Origin of the sequence: Streptomyces buecherae (assembly GCF_014295035.1) — a bacterium.
In the GTDB taxonomy this organism is placed as follows: Bacteria; Actinomycetota; Actinomycetes; order Streptomycetales; family Streptomycetaceae; genus Streptomyces; species Streptomyces youssoufiensis.
In genome coordinates this window covers 3,691,344-3,711,428 of record NZ_CP060404.1, presented here as the reverse complement: position 1 = coordinate 3,711,428, position 20,085 = coordinate 3,691,344, and the positions used below count along the sequence as shown (strand labels likewise).

At 72.3% G+C, this 20,085-nt stretch carries 16 protein-coding genes; 7 read left to right on the top strand and 9 right to left on the bottom strand.

Annotation, left to right across the window (positions count from 1 at the left end; all coding sequences use genetic code 11):
• Positions 1-30: 30 nt before the first annotated feature.
• Entirely contained in the window at positions 31-1,818 is a 1,788-nt protein-coding gene (gene argS / locus H7H31_RS14045; RefSeq protein WP_187060713.1) for an arginine--tRNA ligase, read from the bottom strand.
• 200 nt (positions 1,819-2,018) lie between these two features.
• Here argS and lysS point away from each other — a divergent pair, with 200 nt between their 5' ends.
• On the top strand, positions 2,019-3,743 hold the full coding sequence (lysS, locus tag H7H31_RS14040) for a lysine--tRNA ligase (RefSeq protein WP_187060712.1): 1,725 nt from the start codon (positions 2,019-2,021) through the stop codon (positions 3,741-3,743).
• 356 nt (positions 3,744-4,099) lie between these two features.
• On the top strand, positions 4,100-4,306 hold the full coding sequence (locus tag H7H31_RS14035) for a hypothetical protein (protein ID WP_176163319.1): 207 nt from the start codon (positions 4,100-4,102) through the stop codon (positions 4,304-4,306).
• Positions 4,307-4,474: 168 nt separating this feature from the next.
• On the opposite strand, the gene H7H31_RS33895 is transcribed toward H7H31_RS14035, so the two are convergent.
• From H7H31_RS33895 to H7H31_RS14020, 3 genes are all read right to left on the bottom strand, one after another.
• Positions 4,475-6,520: a DUF2637 domain-containing protein gene (locus H7H31_RS33895; protein ID WP_254391114.1), complete on the bottom strand. Its 2,046-nt coding sequence runs from the start codon at positions 6,518-6,520 to the stop codon at positions 4,475-4,477.
• Between the two features lie 480 nt (positions 6,521-7,000).
• Positions 7,001-7,810 carry a hypothetical protein gene (locus H7H31_RS14025; protein WP_232109828.1) on the bottom strand — a complete coding sequence of 270 codons (810 nt, stop codon included), beginning with the start codon at positions 7,808-7,810 and terminating at the stop codon, positions 7,001-7,003.
• A gap of 140 nt (positions 7,811-7,950) precedes the next feature.
• Positions 7,951-9,297, bottom strand: a complete 1,347-nt coding sequence (locus H7H31_RS14020) for a hypothetical protein (protein ID WP_187063260.1) — start codon at positions 9,295-9,297, stop codon at positions 7,951-7,953.
• A gap of 174 nt (positions 9,298-9,471) precedes the next feature.
• On the opposite strand from H7H31_RS14020, the gene H7H31_RS14015 reads away from it, so the two are divergent.
• Complete coding sequence (locus tag H7H31_RS14015) at positions 9,472-10,665, top strand: RtcB family protein (RefSeq protein WP_187063259.1); 1,194 nt, start codon at positions 9,472-9,474, stop codon at positions 10,663-10,665.
• Positions 10,666-10,834: 169 nt separating this feature from the next.
• Positions 10,835-11,482 carry a hypothetical protein gene (locus H7H31_RS14010; RefSeq protein ID WP_187063258.1) on the top strand — a complete coding sequence of 216 codons (648 nt, stop codon included), beginning with the start codon at positions 10,835-10,837 and terminating at the stop codon, positions 11,480-11,482.
• A 654-nt stretch (positions 11,483-12,136) separates the two neighbouring features.
• Here H7H31_RS14010 and H7H31_RS14005 read toward each other — a convergent pair.
• Together H7H31_RS14005 and H7H31_RS14000 are read right to left on the bottom strand one after the other, a co-directional pair.
• Complete coding sequence (locus tag H7H31_RS14005; protein WP_187063257.1) at positions 12,137-12,742, bottom strand: hypothetical protein; 606 nt, start codon at positions 12,740-12,742, stop codon at positions 12,137-12,139.
• 524 nt (positions 12,743-13,266) lie between these two features.
• Positions 13,267-13,632, bottom strand: coding sequence for a winged helix-turn-helix transcriptional regulator (locus tag H7H31_RS14000; RefSeq protein ID WP_187063256.1), 366 nt, complete (start codon positions 13,630-13,632; stop codon positions 13,267-13,269).
• 50 nt (positions 13,633-13,682) lie between these two features.
• Between H7H31_RS14000 and H7H31_RS13995 the strand changes: the two genes are divergently transcribed.
• The gene (locus H7H31_RS13995; protein WP_187063255.1) at positions 13,683-14,582 is read left to right on the top strand and encodes an NAD(P)-dependent oxidoreductase; all 900 of its coding nucleotides are present in this window, start codon (positions 13,683-13,685) and stop codon (positions 14,580-14,582) included.
• Positions 14,583-14,773: 191 nt separating this feature from the next.
• On the opposite strand, the gene H7H31_RS13990 is transcribed toward H7H31_RS13995, so the two are convergent.
• Complete coding sequence (locus H7H31_RS13990; RefSeq protein ID WP_187063254.1) at positions 14,774-15,898, bottom strand: amidinotransferase; 1,125 nt, start codon at positions 15,896-15,898, stop codon at positions 14,774-14,776.
• Between the two features lie 475 nt (positions 15,899-16,373).
• Here H7H31_RS13990 and H7H31_RS13985 point away from each other — a divergent pair, with 475 nt between their 5' ends.
• The gene (locus H7H31_RS13985) at positions 16,374-17,240 is read left to right on the top strand and encodes an aldo/keto reductase (protein WP_187063253.1); all 867 of its coding nucleotides are present in this window, start codon (positions 16,374-16,376) and stop codon (positions 17,238-17,240) included.
• 188 nt (positions 17,241-17,428) lie between these two features.
• Here H7H31_RS13985 and H7H31_RS13980 read toward each other — a convergent pair whose 3' ends face one another.
• A complete protein-coding gene (locus H7H31_RS13980; protein WP_187063252.1) occupies positions 17,429-18,226 on the bottom strand; it encodes an SDR family NAD(P)-dependent oxidoreductase in 798 nt (265 codons plus the stop codon).
• A 124-nt stretch (positions 18,227-18,350) separates the two neighbouring features.
• Entirely contained in the window at positions 18,351-18,686 is a 336-nt protein-coding gene (locus H7H31_RS13975) for a YnfA family protein (RefSeq protein WP_187063251.1), read from the bottom strand.
• A gap of 284 nt (positions 18,687-18,970) precedes the next feature.
• On the opposite strand from H7H31_RS13975, the gene H7H31_RS13970 reads away from it, so the two are divergent.
• Positions 18,971-19,999 (top strand): DUF4073 domain-containing protein, encoded by a 1,029-nt coding sequence (locus H7H31_RS13970; protein WP_232109827.1) that lies wholly within the window; start codon positions 18,971-18,973, stop codon positions 19,997-19,999.
• Positions 20,000-20,085 lie beyond the last annotated feature (86 nt).

Below are 20,085 nucleotides of genomic sequence, written 5' to 3'. Positions count from 1 at the left end.
CGAGGCCGAAGAGGGGCCGGGCCCGGAGGGTTAGAGGCGTTCCGGGGTGCGGATGCCGAGGAGGGCCATGCCCTGGTGGAGGGTGCGGGCGGTGAGGTCGCAGAGGAAGAGGCGGTTCTCGACCTGGGCGGGGGAGTCCGCCTTGAGGACCGGGCACTCGGAGTAGAACGTGGTGTAGTGCGAGGCGAGTTGGTAGAGGTAGGCGGCGAGCTTGTGCGGCTCGTACGCCTCCGCCACCTCGGCCAGCGTCTCCGCGAACTGGTCCAGGTGCAGGCCGAGCGCGCGCTCGGCGGGTGCGAGGGTCAGCTCCGGGTGGGCGGCGGGGCGGGTGTCGCCGGCCTTGCGGAGGATGGACTGGATGCGGGCGTACGCGTACTGGAGGTACACGCTCGTGTCGCCGTTGAGCGAGACCATCTGGTCCAGGTCGAACTTGTAGTCCCGGGCGGCCGACGTGGACAGGTCCGCGTACTTGATCGCGCCGATGCCGACCTGGGCCGCGCGCTCGGCGATCTCCTCCTCGGTGAGGTCCTGGGCCTTCTCGCGGACCACGACCGCCGCCCGGTCGACCGCCTCGTCGAGCAGGTCGACCAGCCGTACGGTCTCGCCCTCCCGGGTCTTGAACGGCTTGCCGTCCTTGCCGAGCACCGTGCCGAACGCCAACTGCTCCGCCCGTACGTCGTCGCCCAGCCAGCCGGCCCGGCGCGCGGTCTCGAAGACCATCCGGAAGTGCAGCGACTGTCGGGCGTCCACGACGTACAGCAGCGTGTTCGCCTTGAGGTTGTGGACGCGGTCGCGGATGGCCGACAGGTCGGTGGCCGCGTAGCCGTAACCGCCGTTGGACTTCCGCACGATCAGCGGGGTCGGCTTGCCGTCCGGGCCCTTGAACTCGTCGAAGAACACGCACAGCGCGCCCTCGGAGCGGACCGCGACGCCCGACTCCTCAAGGAGGCGGCAGGTCTCGTCGAGCATGTCGTTGTAGCCGGACTCGCCGACCACGTCCGGGTCCCGGATCTCCATGTCGAGCTTGTCGAAGACGGAGTAGAAGTAGATCTTCGACTCGTCCACGAAGCGCTGCCACAGCGCCAGCGTCTCCTCGTCGCCCGCCTGGAGGGCCACGACCCGGTCCCGGGACCTGGCCTTGAACTCCTCGTCGGAGTCGAACAGCACCCGCGACGCCTTGTAGAGCCGACCCAGGTTGGACATCGCCTCCTCGCCGGAGACCTCGCCCTCGCCGCCGTGGTCGAGCTCGTGCGGGTGCTCGATCAGGTACTGGATGAGCATGCCGAACTGGGTGCCCCAGTCGCCGATGTGGTGCCGGCGGACCACCTGCTCGCCCGAGAACTCCAGGATGCGCACCACGGCGTCGCCGATCACGGCCGAGCGCAGGTGGCCGACGTGCATCTCCTTGGCCACGTTGGGCTGCGCGTAGTCGATCACGGTGGTGCCGGGGTGCTCCGCGTACGGGACGCCGAGCCGGGCGTCGGCGGCGCGGGCGGCCAGCGTGCGCACGATGGCCTGGTCGCTGAGGGTGATGTTGAGGAAGCCGGGGCCGGAGACCTCGACGTCCTGGACCACGTCGTCCGCCGGGCGCTCGGCGCCCTCGGCGGTGCCGTCGAGCACGCCCACGACCTGGGCGGCCAGCTCGCGCGGGTTGCCCTTCAGCTTCTTCGCGAGGGCGAGCAGCCCGTTGGCCTGGAAGTCGGCCCGGTCGCTTCGTCGCAGCAGCGGGTCGGCGGAACCGGCCTCCGGCAGGGCAGCCGAGAGGGCGTTCGCGACGCGCTGGTGGACCGTAGCGGCAAGGGAAGGGACCGAGGCCATAACAGGGGTGCCATTCCTTTAGAGGTGCGAAGGGTCAGTCAAGTATTCCACGCCGGGGCCGCTCGGTTTTCTGTTAAACCGCGCTCCGGCCGTGGCGGTGGGTGGCGAAGCGCCCCGGGGGCGCCGGGCACCTCGGGCAACCCCGAGCCCGGCCCCCGTCGTCTGGGAGAATGGTCACCGCCAGGACCGCAAGGAAGGAAGTGCCGACCGTGGCTCAGAGCATCGAGGCCGACTGGGTCTCCCGTTTCGCAGACGAGGTCATTGCCGAGGCGGAGCGTCGCGCCCCGGGCAAACCCGTCGTCTGCGCATCGGGTCTCAGCCCCTCCGGCCCGATCCACCTCGGCAACCTGCGGGAGGTCATGACCCCGCACCTGGTGGCGGACGAGATCCGGCGCCGCGGCCACGCCGTGCGCCACCTGATCTCGTGGGACGACTACGACCGGTTCCGCAAGGTGCCCGCGGGCGTGCCCGGCGTGGACGAGTCGTGGGCCGAGCACATCGGCCGCCCGCTCACCGCCGTCCCGGCCCCGGCCGGCTCCCCGCACCCGAACTGGGCCGAGCACTTCAAGGCCGCGATGGCCGACGCGCTGGCCGAGCTGGGCGTGGAGTACGACGGGATCAGCCAGACCGAGCAGTACACCTCGGGCGTCTACCGCGACCAGGTGCTGCACGCCATGAAGCACCGCGGCGACATCGACGCGATCCTCGCGCAGTACCGCACGAAGAAGGCGCCGCCGAAGAAGTCGCAGAAGCCGCTCGACGAGGCGGAGCTGGAAGCCGCCGAGGGCTCCGGCGCCGCGGCCGAGGACGACGGGGCCACCACGGCCGGGTACTTCCCGTACAAGCCGTACTGCGGCGACTGCGGCAAGGACCTGACCACCGTCACGGCGTACGACGACGAGACCACCGAGCTGACGTACATCTGCTCGGCGTGCGGCTTCGGCGAGACCGTGCGGCTGAGCGAGTTCCACCGCGGCAAGCTGGTCTGGAAGGTGGACTGGCCGATGCGGTGGGCGTACGAGGGCGTCGTCTTCGAGCCGTCGGGCGTCGACCACTCGTCGCCCGGCTCGTCGTTCCAGGTCGGCGGGCAGATCGTGGGCATCTTCGGCGGCGAGCAGCCGATCGGGCCGATGTACGCGTTCGTCGGCATCTCCGGGATGGCCAAGATGTCCTCCTCGCGCGGCGGCGTGCCGACCCCGGCCGACGCGTTGCAGATCATGGAGGCGCCGCTGCTGCGCTGGCTGTACGCGCGACGTCGGCCCAACCAGTCCTTCAAGATCGCCTTCGACCAGGAGATCCAGCGGCTGTACGACGAGTGGGACAAGCTGGAGGCCAAGGTGGCGGACGGTACGGCGCTGCCGGCCGACGCCGCCGCCCACTCCCGCGCAGCCCGCACCGCGGCCGGCGAGCTGCCGCGCACGCCACGCCCGCTGCCGTACCGCACGCTCGCCTCGGTCGTGGACGTCACGGCGGCCGCCGAGGACCAGACGCTGCGCATCCTCAGCGAGTTGGACCCGGCCAACCCGATCGCCAGCCTGGACGAGGTGCGGCCCCGGCTCGACCGCGCCGAGAGCTGGATCTCCACGCACGTCCCGGCCGACCAGCGCACCCTCGTCCGCGAGGAGCCGGACAAGGAACTGCTCGGCTCGCTGGACGAGCAGGGCCGCGAGTCGCTGCGGCTGCTGCTCGAAGGGCTGGACTCGCACTGGTCGCTCGACGGCCTGACCACCCTGGTCTACGGCGTGCCCAAGGTGCAGGCGGGCCTGGAGCCCGACGCGAAGCCGACGCCGGAGCTGAAGGTGGCCCAGCGGACGTTCTTCGCCCTGCTGTACCGGCTGCTGGTCAGCCGCGACACGGGTCCGCGACTGCCGACACTGCTGCTCGCGGTGGGCGCGGACCGGGTGCGTCGCCTGCTGGGCGCGTAGCGGCCGGCCGCCGGCTGGTTCCGGGTGCGCCCCGGCCGGTCCGGTGCGTATGGCTGGGGCTGGTGGCCTTGGGCCGGTGATCGCGGGGCAACGGCCCGTGGGGATTCCCACGGGCCGTTGCCCTGTGTCCGTTCGGCCTGTCGGTCCGCTGGTCAGCCGGTCCGTCGGGTCCGCCGGGTCAGCCCGGGGCAGCGGGGCGGGGTGGCGCCGCGCTGCCGGGCGGGGGCCCGGGTGGTGCGGGGTGCCGGGCGCCGCGTTGGGGGAGCGGGGCGGGCGGGCACTGCACCCTTCGGCTGACCCCGGCTTCGGCCGCCGGGAGGACGCGGGGGCGGGGGTGGGCCGGCGATGCTGGGGCCATGCGAGAGATTCTGGGCATCGTCGGCATAGTCGTCGCCATCCAAGGCACGCTCGGTGTGGTCGGGCGCGTCGTCGGCGAGAAGCCGTGGGGCGTACTCCAGCAGTGGTTCGACATCCCGGCCGGTGGCTACGTGGCCCTGGCCGTGGTCGGCCTCGTGCTCGCCGCCTGGGGCGAGTCCGGCCGCGCCGCCCGCAAGCGGGCCTGAACCCGGGGGGCCGGGGCCACACCCCCGGGCCTGGCCCGCAGACCGCCGGACCCTGGGTCGCAGACCGCCGGACCCTAAGCCCGTAAGCAACCGGTCCGAGGCGAACCTGGCCCGAAAGGGCCCTGGCCCAGCACTCCCGGACCCTGCCCCGCAGCCAGCCGGGGGCCGTTACGGGATGTGCTCGGTCTCCATCTCCATGCGGTAGCGCTCGCGCAGTTCGCGGATCTCGCGGCGGAGGCCGTGGGCGGGCATCGGGCCGCCGCCGACGCCGGCGATGCCGTAGTGGTCGAGCAGGTAGCGGCTGAACTGGCGGGAGTCGGGGAACGCCCCGTGCTCCGTGACGAACCGCCGGAAGGCCCCGTAGAACGCCTCGTCGCGCGGTACGTCGTCGGGCAGCGTGGAGAGTTCCGGCAGCGCTGACAGCGCGATCTCCTGCGTGGCGTCCGGCGGGAACTCGGGTGCCTGGGCCGGGCGCCGCTCGGCGCGCTGGTCGCGGGCCGCCGTCTCGCGCGCCGGGTCGCCGGCGCCGTCCGGGCGCCGCCCGTCGCCCGCCCGCTGCTGGTCGCGCTGCCGGTCGTGCGGGTGGCCGGGCTGCTGGCGCTGGTCGGGGTGGCGGTCGTCGTACGGGGCGGGGCGCTCGGCGCGCTGCGCGGCGGCGGCCTGGGGGTCGGTGCTGGCCTGCGGGTCGGCGGCGTACGGCCGCTCGTCCGCGTAGCCGCCCGCCACGGCCGGGTAGCCGACGTACTGGGCGTTGCCCAGCGTGCGCCGCCGTCCGCCGGAGCCGACCGGCACGGTCACGGGCCCGCCGTCGGGCCCCACGCCCTCCGTGGCCACGCCCGCCTCCGGGCCGCCACCGCCGGCGCCGTCACCCGCTTCCCGCCCCGCCTCGGCCGCCGGGCCGGCGGCTGCTGCCTCGCGGCCCGCCCCGGCCTCCGGGCGCGCGCCGGCCTCCGGGTTCGCCCCAGCGTGCGGGTGCGCTCCGGCGTGCGCCGCTCGCGGGGCGGGGATGGCGGCGGCCGGGTGCGCCGCCGCGGGCGCGCCCGCGGCCTGCGCGGCGCGCGCGGCGTCCCCGGGGTCCGTGCCCCGCGGCGCGCCGGTGGCCTGCGGCGCGGCTGCCGCCTGCGACCCGTTCGCCCTGTTCGTACCGTTCGCCGCGCCAGCCGCGCCGGCCTCGTTCTTGTGCGTGCTCACGCCGTTGACCGGGCCCGCCGCCTTCGCGGCGCTCCCGTCCCGCGCCTCCGGCGCGCCCTGGGTCGCCTGCGTGCCCTGCGCGTCCTGCGCCGCCCGCGCGGCGTTGGCCGCGCGCGCTTCGTCCGATGCCTTCGGCGCCTGCGGCGCGTCGGCGGCCTGCGCTAACGCCGCGGGCGTCGCGGCCCCCGCGGTCAGTCCGCGCTGGCCCGCGCCGACGGCCGTGGCCGCGCCCGCGTCGGCCTTGGCGTCGGCGCGCTCCACCGTGCCCGCCGTCTCGATGGCGGCGGCCGGCTCCACCGCGCCGCTGGTCGCCTCGCCGGTGGCCAGCGCCATCTCCGGCGGGATCACGATCCCGGCGGCGGCGAGCCCGGCCGGGGCGGTCTGCGAGATGGGCACGCCGTAGCGGGCCAGCCGCAGCGGCATCAGGGACTCCACGGGGGCCTTGCGGCGCCAGGCCCGGCCGAAGCGGGCGCGCAACCGGGCGCGGTAGACCAGGCGGTCCTGCTCCAGCCGGATGACCTCGTTGTACGAGCGCAGCTCCCACAGCTTCATCCGGCGCCACAGCCGGAAGGTGGGGACGGGGGCGAGCAGCCAGCGGGCGACGCGGACCGACTCCATGTGCCGGTCGGCGGTGATGTCCGCGATGCGGCCGATGGCGTGCCGGGCGGCCTCGACGGCGACGACGAACAGGACGGGGATGACCGCGTGCATCCCGACGCCCAGCGGGTCGGGCCAGGCGGCGGCACCGTTGAAGGCGATGGTGGCGGCGGTCAGCAGCCACGCCGTCTGCCGCAGCAGCGGGAACGGGATGCGAATCCACGTCAGCAGCAGATCGAGGGCGAGGAGGACGACGATTCCGGCGTCGATGCCGATCGGGAAGACGTTGGCGAAGCTGCCGAACCCCTTCTCCTGCGCGAGGTCACGGACCGCGGCGTAGGAACCGACAAACCCGATCGCGGCGATCACCGCCGCACCGGCGATGATCACCCCGATAAGTATTCGGTGTGTGCGCGTCAATTGCATCGCGGCCACCCGCGATCCCTCCCCGCCCTCGGCAACTAGCGCGCCAAGCCTGGCATACGCGTCAAGCGAGGAGTGCGACCAGGGCCGAACAGGCGTACGGAGGCGCCCCGTTCCGCTTCCCTTCGCCCCCCGTCCACTCCGTGCGGAACCCGCGTGGTCAGGCGCCCGACCCGCGCGCTCTCACCCCTGCCCGGCGCATGCCGGAACCCGGCCTCGCCCGTACGGCACGGGCACGAGGCGGGATGGGGGAGCGGGCGGCGCCGGCGCGGCAGGGCGGGCCCGGCGCGGCCACCCGCCCGGCGCCCGGGCGCGCGACCGTACGACGCGTCGCCCGAATCCCGAGCCGAACCCGCACCGGCATCCGAACCCGCGCGCACCCGCAGCCGAACCCACGCGCGCACCCGCACCCGACGCCCGCGCGCGCACCCACTCCCGGGTGCGGGAACGCGCCGGCGCCTGTCCCGCGGCTCGCGGCGGAGATCAGTTGCCCGCCGGGCGCGCGCCCTTGCCCCCGTCGGCCTTGTCACCGTTCTTCGCGTCGTCGGCCTTCTCGTCGGCCTTCTCGTCGGCCTTGTCGTCGGTCTTCCCGTCGCCGGTGTCGCCGCTCGTGGCGCCCTCGTCGGGGGCCACGGCGCCGTTCGCGTCCGCGACCGCGAGCACCGCTTCCCTGGTGGCCTTCTGGGCGCCCTTCGCCAGGTCCTCGGGCTTCGGCGGCTTCGCGTCCTCGTAACCGGCACCGCGGTACTCGACCGTCACGACCACGTTGGCCGTGCGGGAGACCACGGTCTCGTTCTTGAACTCGTCGCCGTCCTTCTTCGTGGTCGTCGCGACGGTCTGCGCCTCGTCACCGATGCCGCTGGTCGCGCCGGTCTTGGCGCCCTTCGCGCCGTCGGCCGTGCCGGCCTTCTCGACCTGCTGCTTGGCGTACGCGGCGGCGCGCTTGTCGCCCGTGCCGAGGCCGACGTCGGAGGGGAAGAGCTTCAGCGAGACGGTGAGCTGGCGGTACTGGAACCCGTCGAGGCCGGACCACAGGCAGCTCGCGGACTCGTTGATGTCGGCCGAGGGCAGCGTCTTGCCCTTCTCGTCCTTCGCGTGCGGGACGAGGCTGCCCACCATCTTCTTCGGCAGCGTCTTGCAGACCTCGGGAAGCTTGGCGAACTTCGCGGGGGCCACGGTCGGCGACGGACTGGTGGTGGCCGACTTCGACGCGTCGTCCTTCGGGTCCTTGTCACCCGAGTCGGACGAGCAGCCTGCGACGAGCATCGCCGGTACGGCTGCGCAGGCGAGCATTCGGGCGAGTCTCGGTGCTGTTCGGGGCATGGTCCTTCGCTCATTCTCTGTCGGTGGGCGGCCGTCCCGCCGCGTGACTCGTTCGGCACGGTACGCGGTAGCGGTGTCCGGTCGGCCGAACCGTGACGGTACTCGCCGGGCTAGTCGCCGAAGTGCCCGGGGAGCTTGCGGGCCAGGTCCTGGGCCTTGTCCTGCAGCTCGGCGCTGCTGGGCACGTGCCGTGGATCGGTGGACCACTGGTCGTATTCGAGCGTGACGATGACGTTCGAGGATCGGAAGACGATCGTGATGTCGCGGTGGACGCCGGAGTCGCCGGTGCTGAACTCGTCGTTCAGGAACGCCTCGTCGCCGATCCCGTCGAGCTGCCGTGGGGAGAGGTCGACGGCGTCCTCGCTCGCGTCCCCTTCCTCGCCCTCGTCGCCTTGCCCGTCACCCTGCTCGTCGCCCGATTCGCCTCCGTCGCCGGGGTCCTCGCCACCGCCCGGAGTCGGGCCGGTGCCGGGGGTCCCGGGGGTGGCCGGCGCCTCGTCGGGGGGCGTGGATGAGTCGGTGGAGTCCCGGTCGGAGCCCGCGGCGGGCTTCTCGGTCGGTTCCGTGTCCGCCGCCGGGGCCACGGCGGCGCCCTCGCGCACCCGGTCGGCGCGCAGCTCCGCCGTACCGGCCGCGCCCGCCGTAACCGCCGGGTCGGCGGCGCCGGCGTGGTGGGTACGGGCGAGCCCGGCGCGGACGGCGCCGCCACCACCGCCCTGGCCGCCACTGTCGCCGTCGCCGTCGCCGTCGACCGCGGCGGCCAGGCGCCAGGAGGCCACGTCCGCCGTGCGTTCCGGTTCCGTACGGGTGTCGCCGTCCGGGGCGTCGCCCGACCCCCGCACGATCTCCTGCCCGTCCTCTTCCCCGGCTCCGTCTCCGGCCCCGCCCTCGTCGTCGCCGCGCGGCGACGCGCTGCCCGTCCCGCCGGGCTCGGAGGCCCCGGGCGCCGGCGTCTCGGTGCCCGTCCCGCCGGGGTCGCTCTGGCCGGGGCTCGGGGGCGCGGTGTCGAGCGGGATCTTCGCCGCCGCCGCCTTCTTCGCGTACGCGGCGGCGGCCCGGTCGTCGTCGCCCTCCTGCGGGTCGTAGGAGACGATGCGCTCGAAGTCGAGCGTCAGGTGCCGGGAGCCCTCCGGGGTCGTCAGCTTCCAGCGGCAGCCGACGCGCCGGTCGGTGTCGTACGTGACGGCCGGCTGGCCCTCGAACACCGTCTTCTGCGTCGCCTCGTCCTGCTCCTCAAGGCCCGGCAGCAGGGAGCGCAGGCTGTCCCCGCCGACCGTGCCGCAGGGCTCGGGGAGGGTGCGGAACTTGCCCGGCCGGACGTTGGCCGTGGAGCTGTAACCCCCGGTCTTGGCGTCGTCGGTGCCTCGGGCGCTGGTCTCGCCGCTGCATCCGGCGAGCCCCGTGACGAGCACGGCGGCGGTCAGCGCGGTGCCTGGAACGTACGGCCTTCGCTGCACTGTCCGCGGCTCCCTTCCCCGGAAAACTGGTTGCCGCACCAGGGCGGCCGATGGAAACAATGTTTACCTCAACCGCTAGCGCGTTCGCCGGTTCGCGGCCATGAATGTGACGCCAGGTCCGGCTTTTGACTTTTCTGTCTTTTTTCTGTCTTTCGCGGGGGAATGGAGTATGTCGTGACCTACACAGAGGTACCGGGCGCCCACGTGCCGATCCGCATGTGGGCTGACCCGGCCACCGTGGAGGGCGTCGCGATGCAGCAACTTCGCAACGTCGCGACGCTCCCGTGGATCAAGGGCCTGGCCGTCATGCCCGACGTGCACTACGGCAAGGGGGCCACGGTCGGCTCCGTCATCGCCATGCGGGGCGCGGTGTGCCCGGCGGCGGTCGGGGTGGACATCGGCTGCGGCATGAGCGCGGTCAAGACGTCGCTGACCGACCGCGACCTGCCGGACGACCTGTCGCGGCTGCGCTCCAAGATCGAGCAGGCCATCCCGGTGGGCCGCGGCATGCACGACGCGCCGGTGGACCCCGGGAAGCTGTACGGGCTGCCGACGGCGGGCTGGGACGACTTCTGGTCCCGGTTCGACGGCGTGGCCGACGCGGTGAAGTTCCGTCAGGACCGGGCGACCAAGCAGATGGGGACGCTCGGCGGCGGCAACCACTTCGTGGAGGTCTGCGTGGACGGCGAGGGCGCGGTGTGGCTGATGCTGCACTCGGGCTCCCGCAACATCGGCAAGGAACTCGCCGAGCACCACATCGGCGAGGCCCAGAAGCTGCCGCACAACCAGGGTCTGGTCGACCGTGACCTGGCCGTCTTCGTCTCGGACACCCCGCAGATGGCGGCGTACCGCAACGACCTGTTCTGGGCGCAGGAGTACGCCAAGCGCAACCGGTCGATCATGATGGCGCTCCTCCAGGAGGTGCTGCGGCGCGAGTTCCGCAAGGCGAAGGTCACCTTCGACGACGTCATCTCCTGCCACCACAACTACGTCAGCGAGGAGCGCTACGACGGGATGGACCTGCTGGTCACCCGCAAGGGCGCGATCCGGGCCGGCGCGGGTGAGTACGGCATCATCCCGGGCTCGATGGGCACCGGCTCGTACATCGTGCGGGGCCTCGGCAACGCCGCGTCCTTCAACTCCGCCTCGCACGGCGCGGGCCGCAAGATGAGCCGCAACGCCGCGAAGAAGCGCTTCTCGACGCAGGACCTGGAGGAGCAGACGCGCGGCGTGGAGTGCCGGAAGGACTCCGGCGTCGTGGACGAGATCCCGGGCGCGTACAAGCCGATCGAGAAGGTCATCGACCAGCAGCGGGACCTGGTCGAGGTGGTGGCCAAGCTGAAGCAGGTCGTCTGCGTGAAGGGGTGACGGCCCGCGGCCTGCCTGTCCGTCCGCGTCTCCGCTCATGGCGGGGGGCGGGTGGGCGCTGGGCGCGGGCCCGCGCCCGGGCGTCGGGGTGCCGGGCCCCCTGGTGGCCGGCCTCGGTGCCCGGCCCTCGTCGGCGGCCGGTGTCACGTGCCGTGCATGATGTGGCCGCATGAACGGGCCGCACCCCCTGCTGACGTACTTCCTCGACGCCGCCGACGGACGCTTTCCCGCAGCGGACGGGCAGGTGACGGTCCTGCCGCCGCTGGCGTACGGGCTGGAGTGCTCGGTCGCCTTCACCGCGCACGCCGTCATCGCCACCGCCCTGCCCGCCGCCGAGGTCCACGCCCAGGGGCCCGACGGCTACGGCGGCTCCATGGCGCCCGACTTCCTACGACACCTGGCCGGCCCGAAAGGGTGGATCGGCGAGACCGACGCCGTGCTCGTCGCGCGCGGCCTCTCCGGCCCTCCCCGACTGCCACCACGCCGGGACGCCGACGACCACCCGCGCGTCCGCTACGCCAGGGAACTCCGTACCGACGTCAACGTCTACGGAGACGAACGCGGCCTCGTCACCTTGGCGAGCGGGCTGGCCGGCCGCCGCGAGCTGAGCATCGAACTGGCCAGCCCGGACGGTGCCAGCGCGGGAGCGGGACGCTCTCTCCTGCGCGCCGCGCTCACCCTGGTCCCCGCCGGCGAGCCAGTGTTCGCCGCCGTCTCCCCGGGCAACGCGCGCTCCCTGCGGGCGTTCCTCGCCGCGGGCTTCACGCCGATTGGCAGCGAGGCCATCGTTCGGCCCGGGCGGTGGGTGTGGGGGTAGCCGTCTCACTCTCGCGAGCAGGGTAAGCGTGGCTGGTGAGCTGGTCTTGGGGTCTGGTCTCGCCATGTGTGTCGTGTTCTGCGACCTGGTTCACCAGGACAGAAGCGTGCTGGAAAGACAGAGGTGTCACGGAGCTCAAAATGGTGTACCTCGACCCTGATGGCGTGCAGATCGGATACGCCACCTGAGTCACGAATGCACAGATCAAATTCAATCCGGAATCGCGCACCTTCGCGCAAGAAATGGCCTTCGTGCCCACCGGTTTTGTGTCCAGCCATCCTGAGAAACTGGGTAAGGTGTGGATCATGATGGTCGACTATTGTGAGCTATCGGCCTTCTGTGAATCTGCGGAGGAGAAATGGTCACCTTCCGGAGGGAATCTTTGGGACAGTCAATCCCTTGACTATCACACCGCGAAGGTGTCGATCGAGAATAAGTGGGTCGGGACCTTCGAAGAAGCGACTCATGGATCATGACGCCTACTGGGTCAATGGACCCGGGTTCGATAGTTGTGGCACTACAGGCGACACGGTGCGCTGCTCCTTTCGTCTCTAGTCGGCAAGTTGTGATCGTCCTGCTGTGAGGCTAAGGGTCGCTTAGTGGCGAGGTAAGGGTGGGTGAGCCGAGGGCGTGCGTCCTCGGCTTACCCCAGCCTTAGTCCCCGAGGTTCTCAGGGGGCGTCATCGCCGTGACCACTCCCGGCAGCGTTCCGTGGACCACGTCCTCGTACGGGAGTGAGAGGCCGAAGTGCCTTTCCAGGGCGGCGAGGATCTTTCTCGCCTCGTCGTCGATCCTCGCGTACAGTCCGTTGGGCCCTCTGACGTTCAGCGCGCCTTCCGCTTCCAGAGAGGGCGTCAGGAATTCCAATTCGCCGGGCTGTTCACCGAAGTCAAATCTGCCTAGGGTCACGCCGTCGCGGTAGTACCAAAACTCCTTCGGTGGATCGTACGACTTGGGCGTCAGATGGAGAACCTCCAGGTCTCCCATCGACAGCTCCGGCTTGCCCCACCATGCCCGCGAAGGGCATAACGGCTCCACCGCGTACGACCACTCTCCGGACTGCCCTACGCGAGCTACTCGCGCGCATTCGCCGCCTTGGAGCATGGCCTCAGCGTGATAGGCCGTAAGCGGTTGGAGGGGCGCTACGGGGTCTGCCCCCAGTCGGATCGCCAGATCCCTTGGGTTGATTCTTCGGGCGAAGGTGACGTTTAGGTCGCTACGCCCCCACTCGTCGGCAAGCCACTGAATTCCCTCACTCATGACAGTGCCTTTCGGTCCATTTCGATGGGCGATGTCACTGTACAAGTGGGCTCTCGTGGCCATAGGCCGATCGGGAAAAGGGGGCCATGTCGGAGCGGCTTGCGTAACGCGGCGCACGTATTCGGAGGGGCTCGGGCCGAAAAGCTAGAGGCCGGGCCGGCGCCTCCGGGGGGCGGCCAGCCGCCCCCCCCACAACGGCTCAGGAGCAGTAGCTCTCCGGGGTCCCCGCCGCCGGGCGTCGAGTGTCAGGCTGAGCCACGCGCCGCACAGCGAGGGCGCCCTCAGCAGGGGTGCGCACCACTGGCCCGTTCCGCCCGCACCCGCGCGGTGCGCCGACCGATCGCGTGGGCGGGTCGCCCCAGCGCTGACGCCCGAGGAGGGGTAGCCACCTTTTTGTGGGTACTAGGCGGCGGGCCGCGTACGGGGGAACCTGGTGGCACGGCCGGACGGTCGGAGCCGGATGGTCGTACGGTCGCGAGGCTGGCCGTTGCCACGGAGGCGAGAAGGCGTGATGGGTTGACGGGTTAGGAGACCGCGTGTTCGTCGGTGGACTGTTGCGCGGCGAGCATGTCCAGCCGGCGGTGGCCCCAGTCGGAGACCGGAGCCAGGGCCTCCGAGAGGTCCCTGCCGAACTCCGTCAGGGAGTACACCGTCTTGAGCGGCAGGACGTCGTGCACCTCGCGGTGGACCAGGCCGTCGGTCTCCATCTCGCGTAGCGCCTGAGTCAGCACCTTCTCGGACAGCCCCGGCAGCTTCCGACGCAACTCGCCCGGTCGGCGCGGACCGGTTTCGAGTGCCCAGAGCAAGGCCGTCTTCCACTTGCCGTCGATCACCGCGATCGCGGCGGTCACCCCGCACACGTTCGGGTCCTGCGCCCGCATGCGTGCCATCGCCACCACCTTCCTCATCGAGAACTTTCATCCTGTACGGGAGCTGAAGCATGTCTGCACACACCCCCACCACCCCCCAGTCTGCCGTCACGGTGATCGGGCTCGGCCCGATGGGGCGGGCTCTGGCCGGTGCCTTCCTGGAGGCCGGGGTGGCCACGACGGTCTGGAACCGCACGCCGGGCCGGGATCAGGAGCTGGTCGCCCGCGGCGCGGTCGGCGCCGGGTCCGCCGACGAGGCGGTCGCGGCCAGCCAGTTGATCGTCGTGTGCGTGGTCAACTACGACGCCGCGGACTCCGTGCTGCGCCGCCCCGAGGTCACGGCCGCGCTCAAGGGCCGCACCGTGGTCAACCTCTCGGCCGACGTCCCCGACCGGTCCCGGGAGGCCGCGGTGTGGGCGGCCGAGCACGGCATCCACTACCTCGACGGCGCGATCATGACGCCGGCGCCCACCATCGGCACGCCGGACGCCGTGTTCCTGCACAGCGGCCCGCTGGAGCTGTACCGCGAGCACCAGCCGGTCCTGGACGCGCTGGGCGGTTCCCACAGCCACCTCGGCGAGGACATCGGCCGGGCGGCGGCGTACGACATCGCCCTGCTCGACATCTGGTGGACCGCGATGACCGGCTACATGCACGCCCTGGCCATCGCCCGGGCCGAAGGCATCAGCGCCCAGGAACTGGCGCCGTTCGCCAAGGGCATCGGGGCCATCCTGCCGCCGGCCTTCGACGAGGCCGCGGTCGAGGTCGACAACGGCACCTACACCGCCAAGATCAACCCGCTCACGTCCGCGGCGTCGACGATGACCCATATCGTCCACGCCTCCGAGGCGCACGGCATCGACGCGAGCGTCATGCGCGCGGCGGAGGGCCTGACCCGGCGCGCCATCGGGCTGGGCCACGGTGGTGACGAACTGTCCCGCCTGGCGGAGCTGCTGGGGCGCCGCGCCTGAGCGGTGGCGTGGGGCCGGCGAGGCCACGCGCGCCTGGTCGCGCGTGGCCTCGCGGCGCGGTGGTGCCGGGGGCGCGGTCGTGTCGGGGCGCGGTGGCCGGCCGCCTCGTCCGGGGGTTGGGCCGCCTCGTCCGTGGGTCGGGCCGCCTCGTCCGTGGGTGGGGACGGCTGCCGCCGCCGGTGGCCGAGGGGTCAGGGGCAGTAGCTCTCCAGGGTTCCCCGACGTCGGATGTCGAGTGTCGCGCAGTGGAACGAGCCGCCGAACGGCGCGTAGTGGAGCAGGTCGCACGGGATGGGGTCGAAGCCCCAGCGTTCCAGGGCGCGCAGCATGCCGGTGTGGTGGCGTTCGGCGATCACCCGCCGCTCGTCGAGCACGAGGACGTTCAGGCTGAGCCACTTGCCGCACAGCGAGGTCGCCCTCAGCAGGGGCTCGCGCACCGGCTCGGGTGCGGGGGCGACCAGGACGTCCCAGGAGCGCAGGACCTCGGGCAGCCGGTCGACGTTCACGTACTCCGGGTTGACCAGCACCTTGCCCGGTGCGAGCGGCAGGAACGTGGTGTCGATGTGCATCGGCGTGCGGCAGCGGCTCTCGATCTCGTGGACGCGGTAGCCGGGGCCGAGGTGGCGGCGTAGCCAGTCGATGCCCATCCGGTTGGTGACGTTGCTGCGGGTGACGAACAGGTCGCGGCCGGCGCGTACGAAGTCCGCCGCGTCGAAGACCGGCTCGAACTCGGTGAGGATGTAGCGCATGGGTTCGCCGGGACCGGGCGGCCGGAAGTCCCGCTCGTACAGCGCGTCGGTGAGCTGCGGCCGGGGCGCCGCCGTCCAGCGGGCGCCGCGCCGGAAGTAGTCCTTGAGCAGAGTGCGGTAGGAGTGCGTCTCGAAGTACCGGCTCGGCCAGGCCATCGGGGTCTCGATGATCTCGTCGCCGACCACGAGCATGCTGTCGCGCGGACAGGTGTTGCAGAAGCCGCGTGAGGTCCAGTCGGGGGTGCCGAAGCGTTTCCGGTGGTCGACCGGGTCCGGCCGCCGGACCGTGACGCCGAGGGACTCCAGGAGGGTGACGAACTGGTCGAGCTCGCGCCGCGCCGGCTCGATCAGCGCGCGCGGGTACCGGAAGCCGGCGGCGAGTCCCTGGAGGCGGGCCGCCCAGGGTGGGACGTTGCAGCTCACGACGGGGTGCTTGGACGGGATCGTCGCGCCGTCGATGCGCCCGACGACGATCTCCTCCAGCGGGTCCCACTCGTTGTGCGAGCTGACCGGCGAGGCGAGGGGCTCGGTGGCGCCGCCGGCCGCGCCCGGGGGCGCCGGCCTCACGCGGGCCCCACGCGCGGGGCGAGGGCGCCGCTGACCGGGACTGTCGTCGCGTCGGACATCCGCACCACCACCGTCGTGTCGACGTTGTCGATCGAGGAAACGATAACTCGGAGTGCGGCGTGGGCGCCGGAGGGTGAGCGTGCGGGGCGGCCGTTGGAGTGGTCGCCGGCGCCCGTCGTGCGGTGCCCGTCGGGCCCCGGCGTCCGTTCGGTGCGGTGTCCGTCGGTTGCGCCGCCCGTCGTGCGCGCGGTCGCGCGGGGCGGCGCCCTCGCCTCGACGCCCCGGGGCGGAGCCCGCGCGGAGCGGGCCGGGGTGCCCCGCGTGAGATGGGGCGTACGGTCACGGAATTCACCTCGCCGATCAGCGGTTGGTAACCGTCGAGTCCCGTACGCGCCCGGCGCGCACCCACGCGCGGGCGCGGCAAGCGACGAACGGAGTCCGCCAGCCATGGACGGACGAGCGAAGGAGACGCACTGTGACCTCGGACCAGCGACCCGCACTGGCGGCGGGCGACTACACCCTGGGTACTGACCTCCCGGTCACCCGCCTCGGCTTCGGTTCGATGCAACTGACCGGACCGGGTGTCTGGGGTGACCCGAAGGACCCGGACGAGGCCGTACGGGTGCTGCGCCGGGCGGTGGAGCTCGGCGTGAACTTCATCGACACGGCCGACTCCTACGGTCCCGCGGTCGCCGAACCGCTCATCAAGCGCGCCCTGCACCCGTACCCGGACGGCCTGGTCATCGCGACCAAGGCCGGCCTCACCCGCACCGGGCCCGACCAGTGGATCCCGGTCGGCCGGCCCGAGTACCTGCGTCAGCAGGTCGAGCTGAGCCTGCGTTTCCTCGGGGTGGACCGGATCGACCTGCTCCAGTTGCACCGCATCGACCCCAAGGTGCCCCTCGCGGACCAGGTCGGGGCGTTGAAGGAGTTGCGGGAGGAGGGGAAGATCCGGCACATCGGGCTCTCCGAGGTGTCCATCGCGGACGTCGAGGAGGCGGCGAAGGTGGCGCCGATCGTCTCCGTGCAGAACCTGTTCAACCTGGCCAACCGCACCGCCGAGCCGCTGCTCGACTACGCCACCGAGCACGGCATCGGCTTCATCCCGTGGTACCCGCTGGCCACCGGGCGGCTCGCGCAGGGCGACGGCCCGCTGGCCACGCTGGCCGAGCAGCGCGGCGTGAGCCCGTCGCAACTCGCCCTGGCCTGGCTGCTCAAGCGCTCCCCGGCGATGCTGCCGATACCGGGCACCTCGTCCGTGGCCCACCTGGACGAGAACGTGCGCGCCGCCACCATCGAACTCTCCGACGCCGAGTTCGACACCCTGTCCCGGGCCGTCTAGCACGGAGGCGCGGCTGTGGGTGTGCGTGCGTGAACGCGTACCCCCGCCCGCGCGCCCCGCAGCACGCACCCCGCGGCGTTACCGGGCGCCGTCCCGCACCACGCGCCCAACCGCCTCCGCCCGCGTCGCAGCGGGCGGAGGCGGCGGCCACCGGTCGGGGCTCGGGGCTGGGCCGGGCCCTGCGGCGATCAACTCTCCCGGTGCACCTTGTAGTTGGACGCCTGGGCGCGCGGGCGGACGACGAGCAGGTCGATGTTGACGTGGCTGGGCCGGGTGACGGCCCACTCGATGGTGTCGGCGACGTCGTCCGCGGTCAGCGGCTCGGCGACGCCCGCGTACACGGCCGCGGCCTTCTCCAGGTCGCCCCTGAAGCGCGTGCTGGCGAACTCCTCGGTCTTCACCATGCCCGGCGCGACCTCGATGACCCGGACCGGGGTGCCGCACAGTTCCAGCCGCAGCGTCTCGGCCAGGACGTGCTCGCCGTGCTTGGCAGCCACGTACCCGCCGCCGCCCTCGTACGTCGCGAGCCCGGCCGTGGACGACACGATGACGACGGTGCCCGCCCCCGAGCCGCCCGACTCCGCCGCGGCCCGCTGGCCCGCCGCCGTCAGGGCCGGGAGCAGGGCCTGGGTGAGGTGCAGGGTGCCGAGCACGTTGGTCTCGTACATGGTGCGCCAGTCGTCCGGGTCGGCCGTGGCCACCGGGTCCGCGCCCAGCGCCCCGCCCGCGTTGTTCACCAGGACGTCCACGGAGGGGTGGTCGTCGAGCGTCGCGGCGAAGGCGTTGACGGCGGCGCGGTCGGTGACGTCCAGCGGGTACGCGACGGCCTGCCGCCCGGCCACCGTCAGCTCGGCGGCCAGCGCCTCGATCCGGTCGGCGCGGCGGGCGGTGAGGATGACCCGGTATCCGGCGGCGGCCAACCGGCGCGCCGTAGCGGCCCCGATGCCGCTGCTCGCGCCCGTGATGACGGCGGTGGGTGCGGTCACGGAAACCTCCTGGGTACGGCGGTCATGATCTCCGTACGCAGGATATGCCGAGCGTCTGATCGGCCCGGTCGGTCCTGTCGGCTGTGGTGGCTGGGGCGGCCGTGGCGTGCGGGGCGGTGCGGGCTCAGCCGCCGCGCGGCGCGTACATGATGATCCCGACGCCGACCAGGCAGGTCAGCGCGCCGACGACGTCGTAGCGGTCCGGGCGGTAGCCGTCGGCGACCACGCCCCAGGCGAGCGAGCCCGCGACGAAGACCCCGCCGTACGCGGCCAGAATGCGCCCGAACTCGGCGTCCGGCTGGAGCGTGGCGACGAAGCCGTACGCCCCCAGCGCCATCACCCCGGCCCCGATCCACAGCCACCCGCGGTGCTCCCGCACGCCCTGCCAGACCAGCCAGGCGCCGCCGATCTCCAGCAGGGCGGCGAGGACGAACAGGGCGATGGACCGGGCGACGAGCATGCCGGCAGCGTACGACGGCGCCCCGGGCCGAGGGAGCATCAGCCGGCGGGCCGAGCGACCACCGACCGGCGGGCCGCCAGCGGGGCGTCAGGCGGCGGGCACGGGGTCGGCTTCGGCCTAGACCGGTAATGGGAACGTGATATTCACGCGCCGGCCATGCTCCGCTTTGTGCCGCGTTCGCCCACGCTCAGGGGGCGTTGTTTCGCTGCTCGGGCCCGACTTCCCCCGCCGGCCCGCGCCGCCCGTCCGCCGCGCGGGCCGTACCGACGAACAGGAGCCTTGCCGTGAAACGCACCATAGTGTCCGGCGCCGCCGTCCTCACCGCCGCCATCGGCCTCGCCGCCGCGGCCCTCGTCCCCGCCGGCGCCGCGCCCGGCGGCCACGAGGCCAGAGACCGGCACAGAGACGTGACCTTCGACGTCGTCAGCGACGTCCAGGGGGACACGGCCGACCTCGGGCGGGCCCTCGACCAGATGAAGGGGCTGCCCGGCAAGAGCAGCGCCCTGGTCGTCAACGGCGACATCACCAACCGCGGTTACCCGCACGAATACCAGGAGGTGCGCAAGACGCTGAACGCGCACCCGCACCCGAAGAAGACGTACTTCACCATCGGCAACCACGAGTTCTACGTGCCGAAGTACTGCAACGCGTCCAAGCTCTGTCAGGACACCTGGCCCAACGGGACCAAGGAAAGCGAACTCTTCCAGAACTTCTACGACTTCACCGGCCTCGACAAGGTCTATTACGAGCGCGTCGTGGACGGCGTGCCGATGCTGATGCTCGGCACCGAGAAGTACATGAAGTACCACGACGCCGCGAAGTGGGACGAGGTGTGGATGAGCGAGGAGCAGTTGGCCTGGCTCGACGCGCGCCTGCGGTACTGGGAGCGCAAGGGCAAGCCGGTGATGGTCTTCTCGCACCACGTACTGCCCGACACCGTCTCCGGCACCCGCAACAAGATGTACGGCGGCGACTACCTCCAGGCCGACCGGCTGCTCGGCATTCTCGGCAAGTACAAGGACGCGGTGCTGTTCACCTCGCACACGCACTGGAGCCTGGGCCTGTCCGACTGGGCCGTGCGCAAGGTCGTGCCCGGCACCGGCAACCTGGAGGGCTTCACGGTCGTGAACACCGGCGCCGTCCAGACCTCGTTCACCGACGACGGCAAGGGTGGCGAGACGTCGATGTCCGGCAAGGAGAACACCGGGCTGCGCGTGCAGGTGGGCAAGAAGGAGGTCGTCCTCAAGGCCCGCGACTACCTGCGCAACCAGTGGATCAAGGAGCTGCGCATCCCGCTCCACCGGGGCCGCTGACCCCCGACGGGACCCGCGTGCCCCGTGCCGCCCTTCGCGCCCGCCATGGGCGCGGAGGGCGGCGGCGCTCCAGCGCGAACACGAGG

What these genes read in the sequence shown, in the direction of transcription:
- argS (WP_187060713.1), bottom strand. Translation starts at nt 1,818, where the DNA reads ATGGCCTCGGTCCCTTCCCTTGCCGCTACGGTCCACCAGCGCGTCGCG.
- H7H31_RS14000 (WP_187063256.1), bottom strand. Translation starts at nt 13,632, where the DNA reads ATGGCACGCATGCGGGCGCAGGACCCGAACGTGTGCGGGGTGACCGCC.
- H7H31_RS13995 (WP_187063255.1), top strand. Translation starts at nt 13,683, where the DNA reads ATGTCTGCACACACCCCCACCACCCCCCAGTCTGCCGTCACGGTGATC.
- H7H31_RS14010 (WP_187063258.1), top strand. Translation starts at nt 10,835, where the DNA reads ATGAACGGGCCGCACCCCCTGCTGACGTACTTCCTCGACGCCGCCGAC.
- H7H31_RS14025 (WP_232109828.1), bottom strand. Translation starts at nt 7,810, where the DNA reads ATGCTCGCCTGCGCAGCCGTACCGGCGATGCTCGTCGCAGGCTGCTCG.
- H7H31_RS14035 (WP_176163319.1), top strand. Translation starts at nt 4,100, where the DNA reads ATGCGAGAGATTCTGGGCATCGTCGGCATAGTCGTCGCCATCCAAGGC.
- H7H31_RS33895 (WP_254391114.1), bottom strand. Translation starts at nt 6,520, where the DNA reads ATGCAATTGACGCGCACACACCGAATACTTATCGGGGTGATCATCGCC.
- H7H31_RS13975 (WP_187063251.1), bottom strand. Translation starts at nt 18,686, where the DNA reads ATGCTCGTCGCCCGGTCCATCGCCCTGTTCGTCCTCGCCGCCCTGCTG.
- H7H31_RS14005 (WP_187063257.1), bottom strand. Translation starts at nt 12,742, where the DNA reads ATGAGTGAGGGAATTCAGTGGCTTGCCGACGAGTGGGGGCGTAGCGAC.